The organism is Paenibacillus sp. FSL L8-0436, assembly GCF_038593025.1.
Lineage (GTDB): Bacteria > Bacillota > Bacilli > Paenibacillales > Paenibacillaceae > Paenibacillus_AQ.
Genome location: NZ_CP151955.1, coordinates 4,852,541 through 4,864,380 on the forward strand (window position 1 = coordinate 4,852,541; position 11,840 = coordinate 4,864,380).

11 protein-coding genes are annotated in these 11,840 nt (G+C 49.9%); 3 read left to right on the forward strand and 8 right to left on the reverse strand.

Going from position 1 to position 11,840, the window contains the following annotated elements; all coding sequences use genetic code 11:
* Positions 1–116 precede the first annotated feature (116 nt).
* The gene (locus tag NSS79_RS22290; RefSeq protein WP_342436199.1) at positions 117–248 is read right to left on the reverse strand and encodes a hypothetical protein; all 132 of its coding nucleotides are present in this window, start codon (positions 246–248) and stop codon (positions 117–119) included.
* Positions 249–630: 382 nt separating this feature from the next.
* Between NSS79_RS22290 and proB the strand changes: the two genes are divergently transcribed.
* The 3 genes from proB (at position 631) to proC (ending at position 3,981) form a co-directional block, all read left to right on the forward strand.
* Positions 631–1,734 carry a glutamate 5-kinase gene (proB, locus tag NSS79_RS22295; protein ID WP_038594380.1) on the forward strand — a complete coding sequence of 368 codons (1,104 nt, stop codon included), beginning with the start codon at positions 631–633 and terminating at the stop codon, positions 1,732–1,734.
* Positions 1,735–1,839: 105 nt separating this feature from the next.
* A complete protein-coding gene (locus NSS79_RS22300) occupies positions 1,840–3,087 on the forward strand; it encodes a glutamate-5-semialdehyde dehydrogenase (RefSeq protein ID WP_342436200.1) in 1,248 nt (415 codons plus the stop codon).
* 27 nt (positions 3,088–3,114) lie between these two features.
* Positions 3,115–3,981: a pyrroline-5-carboxylate reductase gene (proC, locus tag NSS79_RS22305; RefSeq protein ID WP_342436201.1), complete on the forward strand. Its 867-nt coding sequence runs from the start codon at positions 3,115–3,117 to the stop codon at positions 3,979–3,981.
* 176 nt (positions 3,982–4,157) lie between these two features.
* Here proC and NSS79_RS22310 read toward each other — a convergent pair whose 3' ends face one another.
* The 7 genes from NSS79_RS22310 to NSS79_RS22340 form a co-directional block, all read right to left on the reverse strand.
* Positions 4,158–4,922, reverse strand: coding sequence for a DnaD domain-containing protein (locus NSS79_RS22310; protein WP_038594388.1), 765 nt, complete (start codon positions 4,920–4,922; stop codon positions 4,158–4,160).
* A gap of 21 nt (positions 4,923–4,943) precedes the next feature.
* Positions 4,944–6,239, reverse strand: a complete 1,296-nt coding sequence (gene asnS / locus NSS79_RS22315) for an asparagine--tRNA ligase (RefSeq protein ID WP_342436202.1) — start codon at positions 6,237–6,239, stop codon at positions 4,944–4,946.
* A gap of 21 nt (positions 6,240–6,260) precedes the next feature.
* Positions 6,261–7,469, reverse strand: a complete 1,209-nt coding sequence (locus NSS79_RS22320) for an acetate kinase (RefSeq protein ID WP_038594392.1) — start codon at positions 7,467–7,469, stop codon at positions 6,261–6,263.
* Entirely contained in the window at positions 7,466–8,338 is an 873-nt protein-coding gene (locus tag NSS79_RS22325; protein WP_038594395.1) for a 3-hydroxyacyl-CoA dehydrogenase NAD-binding domain-containing protein, read from the reverse strand. The genes NSS79_RS22320 and NSS79_RS22325 overlap by 4 nt, the downstream gene beginning before the upstream one ends.
* A 132-nt stretch (positions 8,339–8,470) precedes the next feature.
* Positions 8,471–9,973: an AAA family ATPase gene (locus NSS79_RS22330; RefSeq protein ID WP_342436203.1), complete on the reverse strand. Its 1,503-nt coding sequence runs from the start codon at positions 9,971–9,973 to the stop codon at positions 8,471–8,473.
* Complete coding sequence (locus tag NSS79_RS22335) at positions 9,966–10,508, reverse strand: hypothetical protein (RefSeq protein ID WP_038594401.1); 543 nt, start codon at positions 10,506–10,508, stop codon at positions 9,966–9,968. The genes NSS79_RS22330 and NSS79_RS22335 overlap by 8 nt, the downstream gene beginning before the upstream one ends.
* 781 nt (positions 10,509–11,289) lie before the next feature.
* Positions 11,290–11,808 (reverse strand): DUF5590 domain-containing protein, encoded by a 519-nt coding sequence (locus NSS79_RS22340; RefSeq protein ID WP_342436204.1) that lies wholly within the window; start codon positions 11,806–11,808, stop codon positions 11,290–11,292.
* Positions 11,809–11,840 lie beyond the last annotated feature (32 nt).

Here is an 11,840-nt window from a genome sequence, read left to right on the forward strand (position 1 = left end):
TCGGCTCCGGCAAAGGAAACGAAAGGGCATTTTTTGTATTCAAGTATGAATAAGATCCTATCTTCAAGTCAGCTCCATACGAGCCACCCGCTATTTGCGCAAATTATACTGGGTTATCAATCGGTTCTGATCGTCCGTCCTACGGGCTGTGCTTTCATCGCCGGTCCCTTTGTTCTGGAATCACCGGATTTTTCCTCTACAAATTCCCGAATGGCCTGATTCTGAAAATTCTCCCAGAGGATAAACATAATATTTGGAACTCCAGCTATTCCCGAAAAATATTAGTTCGTTCTCCCTTTGCAAACCGCACTTTGCCGTGGTATTCTAAATGTCAAATAGTGAAACGTGCAGACGGGACCAGTAAGAAAATGTCTCTATCCGCGAGCAGAGAGTAAATTCCGGCAGGCTGAGAGAATTTACCGCGGTTGTCATTTCTGAATCCTACCCCCGAGCGGCCTGCCCCTGCAGGACGGAAACTCCCGTTATGAGAATGAAGTCGGATGAACCCTCATCAATGAAGGTGGTACCGCGGAAGTAATCAATGCTTTCGTCCTTTGCTAAGTCTTAGGATGGGGGCTTTTTGTCGTTTTCCGGGCTATCTATATTATTTCAAGAAGGAAGTGAAGAACAATGACGACACGAATCGTAGTCAAAATCGGCAGCAGCTCACTTACCGGTCCGGAGGGCGGGTTAAACCGCTCCGCCGTGGCCTTCTTCGCTGCCGAGATTGCCGCACTCCGGCAGGCTGGCTGCGAGGTCCTGCTAGTAACCTCCGGCGCTGTAGCTGCCGGATTCCGCGGCATCGGCTACCCGTCCCGTCCGAAGCTTCTGCATGAGAAGCAGGCAGCGGCGGCGGTTGGACAGGTCCTGCTGATGCAGGCGTACCAGGAAGCCTTCGCGCAGCATGGAATACCAACTGCACAGATCCTGCTGACCCGCACCGATTTCTGCAGCAGGCGGGCGATGAACAACGCCTTAATGACGGTAGAAGAGCTGCTCCGTCAGGGTGCCGTACCGGTATTTAATGAGAACGACACCGTGTCTGTCGACGAGCTGAAATTCGGCGACAACGACACTCTATCCGCTCTGGTTGCCAACCTGCTGAAGGCAACGCGTCTGCTCGTCCTCACGGATATGGACGGATTATACAGTGGAGACCCGCGCAAGCATCCTGATGCCGTTCGTTACCGGCAAGTGGAGGAAATTACGCCGGAGATTTATGCTATCGCCGGCGGTGCAGGTTCAAGTGTAGGGACAGGCGGCATGCGCTCAAAAATTGATGCCGCCAAGATTGCAACCCGCGGCGGAGTGCCGGTATTTATCGGCAGAGCCACCGAACCCGGCGATCTGGAGCTGGCAGCAACAGGCGACGGCAAAGGTACGTATTTTGCCACCACGCTCTCTTCTCTGCCCGTCAAAAAACAGTGGCTCGGCTTCATGTCCACGCCGCTCGGTTCCCTCTATGTGGACGACGGAGCCGTTGAAGCACTGCTTCACGGGGGCCACAGTCTGCTTCCCGTAGGGGTCAAGCGGATCGAAGGAAGCTTCCACTCCGGCGACGTTGTAGAAGTACTCGGTCCAGACGCTATGCTGCTGGGACGGGGCATTGTGAATTATGATGATGCCCAGCTCCGCAGCATTCAGGGGCTTCCCAGCCGTGAGATTGTGCCGAAGCTGGGCGAAGTACACAGGCTTGAGGTCATCCACCGTGATGAATGGATTACTTTACGGTAACGTCCAGGTTGATGATTGACCCTAAGAAATCAACAATATGTTAATTCAGACTTAATAGAAGACGTTTCTGAATGCTTGGCTAATAAAACTTTAGGAGGAACGGATATGAGTGAAGTCGTGAATAAAGCCACCTTGGCCAAAGAAACTACCGGTGTACTGGCAAGCCTGACTACCGGTCAAAAAAATGAAGCGCTGCTTATAATGGCGGAGGCCCTCCGCCGCGAAGCACAAGCCATAATTGCCGCTAACGGCGAAGATCTGGAACGCGGCCGGCTGGCTGGCACTCCAGAGTCGATGCTTGACCGGCTTGCCCTTGATGTCGGACGGATCAACAGCATCGCAGAAGGTCTGCAGCAAATTGCCGTGCTGCCCGATCCTGTCGGCGACACGCTGGAAACCATCAACCGTCCGAACGGTCTCTCCATTGAGAAAATCCGCGTTCCCCTTGGCGTGATCGGGATTATATACGAAGCCCGTCCCAATGTTACCGTGGATGCGGCCGGGCTCTGCCTTAAGACAGGCAATGCCGTAGTTCTGCGGGGCGGCTCTTCCGCCCTGTCCTCGAACCGCAAAATTGTTGAAGTGCTGCATGCCGCCTTAGCCCAAACCGCGGTACCGCCTGGTGCACTGCAGCTGATTGAGGACCCAAACCGTTCCTCCGTCGATGAGATGCTCAAACTTAACGGGCTGCTGGATGTCATTATCCCGCGCGGCGGAAGTTCCTTGATCCAGAATGTTGTGCTCAACGCTACTGTTCCGGTAATTGAAACAGGTGCGGGTATATGCCATACTTATCTCGACGCAAGCGCCCGTCCTGATATGGCAGAGCAAATTAGCCTGAACGCCAAAGCCCAGCGCCCGTCCGTATGCAATTCCATGGAAACGCTGCTCGTTCATCGCGACTATGCCGTACAATATTTACCTTCCCTTGCGGAATCCTTCCGCACAGCTTCTGTAGAATTACGCGGTTGTGCGGAAACGGTTGCCCTTGTACCTTGGGCACTGCCGGTTACTGCAGAGGATTATGCTACAGAATACAATGATTATATTCTTAACGTCCGGATAGTCAGCGGACTGGATGAAGCGCTGCGGCATATTGCCGAGTTCAGCACCAAACATTCCGAGTGTATTGTAACCGAAGATACTGAACATGCAGCCTGTTTCCTGCAGGAAGTGGATGCAGCAGCTGTATACCATAATGCTTCGACCCGTTTCACAGACGGCTTTGAATTTGGATTCGGCGCCGAAATCGGAATTAGCACCCAGAAGCTGCACGCCCGCGGCCCGATGGGCCTGCCCGCGCTCACTTCATGCAAATATAAAATATATGGCTCCGGCCAAATCCGGAGTTAGTACAAAGAACAAGGGGGACTTTTAGCCATGTGTCAGCAACCCGCAATTCCACTAATCAATCATAAAATTGTTTTTTATGGCGCAGGCTCAATGTCAGAAGCAATTGTACGCGGCATGATTGCCCGCAATGTCATCGATTCCAACAATATCGTTATGCTAAACCGAAGCAGCAACGAGCGTTTGGCTGAGCTGCGCAGCCGTTACGGCGTACTTGGCTGCAATGATCCGGAACAAAAAATGGAACATTTGCGGACGGCTCCAGTCATTGTCCTGGCGATGAAGCCCAAGGACGCTGCCGAAGCGCTGCGCGTATTAGGACCTGTGCTCTCACCGGATCAGCTGGTGATCTCCGTAATTGCCGGTTTGACCGTCCGCACGATTCATGGCCTGCTGGGCACCCCTCAGCCTGTTGTGCGTACGATGCCCAACACTTCCAGTTCCATTGGCCTTGGAGCGACGGGAATTGTGTATTCCAAAGAAGTTAATGAAGACGGACGCCGTACGGCGCTCAACATCTTTGAATCCGTTGGCATTACGGCTGTGATTGAGGAAGAACGGATGGAAACCTTAACCGGAATTTCCGGCAGCGGTCCGGCTTATATCTATTACATGATGGAAGCGATGATCGCTGCCGGCATCCGCGGCGGACTTCCACCGCAGCAAAGCACTGAGCTGACCGTGCAGACTGTCCTCGGCGCTGCGCGCATGGTGCAGCAGACGGGTGAGGAACCGGCAGCACTGCGCAAGAAGGTCACTTCGCCAAACGGCTCAACGCAAGCAGCCATTGAGGTGCTCGAAAAGGCCGATTTCTTCGAATCGGTCATAGCCGCAGTTAACCGCTGCGCAGAACGCTCACGCGAGATGGGTGTTGCACTGGAGAAGGAACTGTCCTAAACTCCAGCCTGTGCAACTCAGGATCGCACAGAAGCCCGCAGCCCACTTCCTCACGGAATGGCGCGGGCTTCTTATTATTCAGCTTTTCTAATGTCATCCTCGCTTCGATTGTTGCAAACAACAAAAAAGAACCCTGCTGCTTTATTCCCAGCAACAGGGTTCTTCCGTTTGTGCCGCTATCTTCCACCACTGCGGAACTTCTGTGTATAGTTCTTAACATCCTCTGCGTTTTTCACCCGGTTGCGGGCCCATTCCAGCAAGATGCGGTCAATATAGCGGAAATGAACCTTCCCGGCGAATACCGATTCCTTTAAGGCAAGCAGAATCAGCTCTTCCGGGTACCGGTCCTGATCCACCCAGCCGGAGATTGTTTCACATTCCATCGGAGAGAGTGGACGGCCGAATTCCTTCTCGAAGATACTGAACAGACTGCGGCTCTCCTCAGCGGCCTTGCCGGGTACAGCGACAGCCGTTCTGCCGTATCCCCCGTCCAGAACGGGAAAACCGGTAGTAAAGCGGGCTGCCTCGCGTGAAGGAGCCGTGCCAGCGTTTTTATCCTCTGAAGCCTCTTTCGCAGCTTCAGCCAGATAAGCACCCAGCTTTGTATACATTCCAGAGAAGTTGTAGCGCTCATAATGGATATCTCTCAGCTCATCATTATCTTCGTCGATGCTGATAAACCCTTCCTTCATGAGCTTCTGCAGTTCTCCCGCTATGACAGCGATACTTCGGCCTGTTACAGCCTGCAGTTCCTCCAGAGAAGGAAAGTCGATCCCCTCTACCTGCCGGAACGATAGAAGGTGAATCAGCAGCATCGCCTCACTGCCGCTGAGATTCAGCTTCCGGTAATGCTTCAAGAGTGCATAAGGAATGATGGCCATTCCGTTCTGAAGACCAGCAGCCATTCCTTCGCCCCATGTACTCCATCCTTTGCCGTCCATGCACCAGCCCCCTTTGTGCCCTTACGGGTAGAGACGGTACAGCGTACGAGGGAACGGTATCGTTTCTCGCACATGATCTAGACCACAAATCCAGGCCACTGTGCGTTCGAGTCCAAGACCGAAGCCGGAGTGCGGCACTGAACCGTAGGTGCGCAGATCCATGTACCATTTATAGCTATCCATCGAAAGATTATGTTCTTTGAAACGTTCCTCCAGCAATGCCGGATCGTCGATCCGCTGCGATCCGCCGATAATCTCCCCGTAACCTTCCGGAGCAATCATATCCGCACAAAGTACAACTTCAGGACGCTCAGGATGCGGCTTCATGTAGAAAGCCTTGAACGAAGCCGGATAATGCGTAATAAAGACAGGTTTGTCATTGGCTTCAGCAATTGCAGTTTCATGCGGCGCACCAAAATCGTCGCCCCAGGCAATTTCATGACCATTATCGTTCAGGAACTTAATCGCATCATCATAAGTAATACGCGGGAACGGCGCTTTGATATTCTCCAGCTTGGAGACATCGCGGCCTACCGCTTCCAGCTCAGCACGACAGTTGGTCAGTACGGATTGTACGATAAAGCTGATGAATTCTTCCTGAACTTTCAGACTTTCTTCGTGATCCGTGAAAGCCATCTCCGGCTCGATCATCCAGAACTCGATCAAGTGGCGGCGGGTCTTTGATTTCTCAGCACGGAAGGTAGGACCGAAGGAATACACGCGGCCCAGCGCCATTGCTGCAGCTTCCATGTAAAGCTGGCCACTCTGCGTCAAATAGGCATCCTCATCAAAATATTTCGTGTGGAACAGGTTGGTGGTGCCCTCAGCCGATGTCGGTGTCAGGATCGGCGGATCCACCTTTGTGAACCCGTTCTGATTAAAGAACTGCTGAATAGCACGGATAATCTCTGCACGGATCACCAGTACGGCCCGCTGCTTCGCGGAGCGGAGCCAGAGATGACGATGATCCATCAGGAAATCGATGCCATGCTCCTTCGGTGTGATCGGGTAGTTCTCTGTAAGATGCAGAACCTCGATGCCCATTACGGTCATCTCATATCCCGATTGAGCGCGCGGCTCTTCGCGGATAATGCCGGTCACATACAAGGAACTTTCCTGGGTAAGGCTTTTGGCATCATCCCAGACCTGCTCAGGCACTTCGGATTTTACTACAACACCCTGGATATAGCCTGTACCATCCCGGAGCTGCAGGAATTGAATTTTGCCGCTGGAGCGCTTGTTGTTTACCCAACAGCCGATAACAACACTCTCTCCGACATGTTCATTAACGCGTTTAATTACACTCTTGTTTGCCATGCCTACGATCTCTCCTCTAGTTTAGCCGTTAACCCCTTGCACAATACGATAGGTATCGCGTGCAATAACAAGCTCTTCGTTCGTCGGTACTATAAGCACCTGCACCTTGGAATCAACTGTAGAGATGCGGCGCGGATCACCGGAACGAACCTTATTGGCTTCTGTATCCAGTTCGATTCCGAGGAACGTAAGCTGATTCAGCACTTTTTCGCGCAACAGGGATGCATTCTCACCCACGCCGGCAGTGAACACGATAACATCCACACCGTTCATGGCTGCTGCGTAAGAACCGATGTATTTGCGCAGACGGTATTCATACATTTCAAAAGCAAGCGTAGAGTTAGGCTCGCCTTTTTCTGCACCATCAATAATATCACGCATGTCACTGCTGATGCCAGAAATAGCCAGCAATCCACTATGTTTGTTGAGCATAGAATTCACTTCGCCTACGGACAGCTCTTCCTTGTTCATCACATAAGGAACGATTGCCGGGTCAAGATCACCGCTGCGTGTTCCCATCATCAGACCTTCCAGTGGTGTCATCCCCATGGAAGTATCAATAGATACTCCGCCTTTAACCGCAGTAACACTCGCACCATTACCGATGTGACAAGTAATAATCTTCAGATCCTCGAGCGGACGGTCAAGATATTCCGCTGCAGCTTTGCTGACAAAATCATGCGAGGTACCGTGTGCTCCGTAGCGGCGGACTTTGTATTTGTTGTAGAGCACTCTTGGGATAGCGTACATATAAGCCTTCTCAGGCATCGTTTGGTGGAAGGCTGTATCAAACACAACAACCTGCGGAACGCCGGGCATATTCTTTTCTGTAGCCGTAATCCCCATCACAGCAGCCGGGTTGTGCAGTGGAGCAAGGTCGAACAATTGACGGATCTTCGACTTGGCATCGCCATCAACCAATGAAGATTCCTTGAAGAATTCTCCCCCGTGAACTACACGGTGGCCTACGGCATTAATTTCTTCGATCGAACTGATTACGCCATGCTCGCTGTCTGTCAGGCAAGCCAGAACCTTGCGGATGGCGGTATTGTGTTCCAGAATTTCACTGACTTCAGTGACTTCCGGTTTGCCTGTTGGCTTATGGTTCAGAATGGAAGAATCCATCCCGATGCGTTCTACCAGCCCTTTGGCCAATACAGATTCATCTGTCATATTATACAGCTGATATTTCAAAGAAGAACTTCCTGAGTTAATTACTAATACGTTCATACACGGTCACCATCCTTGTCATACTTGAAGAAGCCTTCGCCCGATTTCATGCCCAGTTGTCCCGCACGCACCATCTTCTTAAGAATAGTCGATGGACGGTATTTCAGTTCCCCATACTCACGGAACATGTTATCCAGTGCGGCAAGAATCGAATCCAGACCGAAACGGTCAGCCATTTCAAGCGGTCCATACTGGAACTGATAACCGATGCGCATTGCGTCGTCAATATCCTCTGGGGAAGCGACACCTTCCTGCAGAACATGCATAGCTTCGTTAATGAACAAGCAAATGAGGCGCGAAGTAACAAATCCTGGGGATTCATAAATCATTACGCCTTTTTTCTCAACGACTTCGTCAACAAAAGCTTTGGTATCTTCAAAGGTACTGTCAGAGGTCTTCAGTCCACGTACAATCTCCACAAGATCCACTTTACCTACCGGATGTATGAAATGCATGCCGATTACGCGTTCCGGGTACATTGTAGAGCTGGCAAGCTCCGTCAAGCTGAGCGTTGACGTGTTGCTGGCAAGAATAATGTGGCTCGGACACACTTGGTCGAGCTGATTAAATACTTTTTGCTTAGCTTCCAGGTCTTCCGTAATTGTTTCGATGACCATATCACACGAGCTGAGCTCGGCGAAATGTGTCACTTTTTGGATGCGGCTAAGAATCAGTTTCTTTTCTGCTTGGGTAATCGCCCATTTCTCCAATTGCTTATCAAGACTTGTCTCGATCATTTCGTAGGAGTATTCCAGTCTTTCCGTGTTTTTCTCTACCAGCATAACATCAAGACCCTTGGCTGCCAGCATTTCAGCAATCCCTTGTCCCATTGTGCCCCCGCCGATGACACCTATTTTTTTAAAATTCATAAAAAAGTCTCCATCCTTTCAGGTATCTATACTTTTGTATTGTACCTTTTCTGTCGTAAAAAATATGTAGCCCGACATATAATAATATCTTAGCATGTCTGAAAAGTAAAAAAAAATAACCGGCATAAAGAATTATGCCGGTAAAAGGACACTGTCACGAAATTGACAACGAAACTGCTCTCCGGAGAGGACTTCTTCCTTCATTAAAATGTCAAGAGAGTAATCAAATACATTTCTTTGCTTCTGGAGCAGGTCCCGGGTACGAACCATGAGCTCATCCAGAATCTTGCTATTTTCCTTCATCAGCTCTTCTGTAGTTACCATTTCCAGGTTGGCGATCCCAAGAGACGTGAGTCCCGACTTCATCATGGTCTCGACAATATTCAGCGCCTGATCGAAATCACCGCGTGAACCTGTGCTGCGGCCCCCATAATACATCTCCTCGGAAGCTGCTCCGCCAAGCGCGATCATAATCTGATTCTCCAGATAATCCTTGGTATACAAATACTGTTCGGTTTGCGGGTTATGACGCACATAACCAAGTGCTTGTCCACGCGGAGTCAAGGTAACTTGGCTGACGCTGCCCGGACGCAGCAGCTCCGCCATAATAGCATGTCCAAGCTCATGGATGGCCACCCGCTGTTTCTCTTCATGATTGGTTTCGCGGTCAGTCTTCTCACCCATCATCACCTTGTCGATCGCCATCGCCAGATGGCGCTGCTCGACTTCAGTCAGATTCTCGCGCAACATATAAATCGCTGCTTCGTTCATGACGCTCTCCAGCTGTGCACCGGAGAAACCGTAGGCTTCCTCGGCGATCTTGTCTAAATTCACCTCAGCATGCAGCGGCTTATTCTTGGCATGCAGATCGAGGATTGATTTGCGGCCCTTCTTGTCAGGCATATCCACCTGGATATGACGGTCAAAGCGGCCGGGACGCAGCAGCGCTGAATCCAGCATCTCCTTGCGGTTTGTTGCCGCAACAAGCAGAATGCGCGGTGTATCATTGTTATAGATCCCGTCCATCTCGGTCAGCAGCTGATTAAGCGTCTGATCGTATTCACGCTGCTGGCCGCCTTCGCGTTTGCCGCCGATAACATCAATTTCATCAATAAAGATAATGGCACTTTGCTTATTCTCTTTCACTGCACGGGTCCGGGCATCCTTGAACAAGTCACGGACACGTCCGGCACCGACACCGACGTACATTTCCACGAATTCACTGCCGGAAGCGGCAACGAACACGGAATTGGTATAATGAGCCGCAGCCTTGGCCATCAGCGTCTTACCGGTTCCCGGAGGGCCTGTAAGCAAGATCCCTTTAAGCGGGCGAATCCCGAACTTGCTGATTTCTTCATGACGGATCAGGAAATCAAGCGCTTCCCGCAACTCCTGCTTCGCGTTATCCTGGCCGCCGATTTCTTCGAAGGTAAGTTTGGAAGGGCCATCCTTCTTACGTTTCTTGTCCCCGCCCGCGTTCACTGTCAACCCGCCGCGCAAATGGGCGATCACCAGGAGTGCACAAACCATACCGGCTGCTATGATTACAGGAATAATGTTAATGCCCACAAAAGCCATAAATATCAGTAGCACCGGAACAAATCCGGCAACAATCTCTTTCCACCACTTAGGCATTGTTCCACACTCCCATCGTTGCCGCTGCACGCGGTAAAATGATGAACTTGCTCTCTTCACCGTTGCTCAGGCTAACATAGACGTTGTTGTCATCAATTTCAGTTGTTGCTGTCACATTCTTGTATTCCTGGAATTGCTCTTTCAATCCATCTAGTTTAGCAGGTATAAGTGTATACTTTTTGCTTTCCATTGCTTCTGCAACTGAGAACATCGCCTTATCCCAATATTCGTCGAGCAGTTTACTGGAGTGCTGATCAACGTCCAGCTTAAGCGCCCGGCCATTAATGGCTGACTTGCCTTCAGTGTTCACGTATTGCACCAGCTCGCGCAATTTCGTGCCAGGTTTCAAATCCAGTTTCAAGGTTACCTCATTGCGGTTAATAGTAATATGTGAATGATTAACACCTTCATAAGCCGATACTATCTTATCAAGCGGCTCATGGACCGCAAATTGACGATAAGCATAAAAGCTGCCAAAGAGCAGTGCAGCAGACAACAGAGATGTTAGCAGTACAGGCACAAGACGCAGTTTCAAGAAACGTCCTCCTCTCAAGTTGACCAAACCTAAATATATGAATTTGCAATAAATAGCGTGTCTAGCGCTCATCCGAGACTGACATGCTCTTAAGCATGTCTAATACAAGTAGAAGTATATCACAGGTGTATATACGATTTCGCACGAAAGTGTGAATATATTTAAAATTTTTGATACTAATTTCTGGGTATTCCCTTCAATCCTTGCTCCTTTATCGGCAAAAAAGACCTGAATGATTAATCCATTCAGGCCCTTTTCTATTCTACTGATGTATTAACTTCTCCTAACGTCGATATTGCTATTTGTATATACTTCGTTATCTACTCCCTATCATCAATAATAGAGAAACCGCGTACACCGTTAACGTTAAATAATCCATGCCCTTCCCCCATCATCAACTAATTATTATCTACTGCTTGTTACATTTTTTACAATTTTCTCGCCTTTCAAGAGTTCAGCCAGTGTGAAATAGCTTGCACCCATGGCGTCCGTTCTGCCCTCCTGGTAAAGCCTCATCATCGTTTTCAAACGTATCTCTCCACCTGTTCAAGGAACATGTACTTTAATCCTCAGAATCAATGTTTCATTCCAATGATCATATAAATTTCACAAAATGTCAGAGTAAAAAAACCGCCTATCGCTCCTACAGTTCCAAAATTCCCCTCCGCTGCTTTTGCCTCTAGGTTGTGCTTTAGTTCAACTTATTAGCAATATTATGCAAAAAAAACGGACAAGCGCTTTCCGCTTTGTCCGCTTTTTATTTGTTACTGCAAGCCTGCCTCTACTTGCTCGGCAAAGTATATCCATCACCGATTGCTGTACCATCCGCAAAACGAAAGAACTTGTAATAATAATGTCCTTCCTGCTTGTAAAAAAGCTGCCAGGCGTATTCTCCATTATATACACCCGGAAGCAGCCGTTTAATATCGATGCCGGGCAGCTGGGAGGCTATGATGGAGCGGATTTGCTTCTCCGAGGTTCCTTTGGCCAGCTCTTCCGCATAAACTCCGTTATCACCGCCGGCCGGCTTGCCGTCCACGGTGAAACGTACCCACACCATCAGATCCGTACCGGCTTTATTTTTTCCCGTCAGCACCCAGTACACCGAATTTTCGTCCCATACCGATTTCTGCGCCTTGGATATCTCAGTAAGTCCCGCCCGGGTCTTGGCAACTTCTTTGGCCGCGTTGCGTTCATTCCATTGGTCCTTCATGATATAGGCATAAAATTGGCTTAGACCGAACAAAATGAGCAGAAACAGAGCGATCCCCAGCAGAAGCCATTTTTTCCTTTTCCTCAAAATGCAGCTTCCTTTCCTTAATATATGAAACG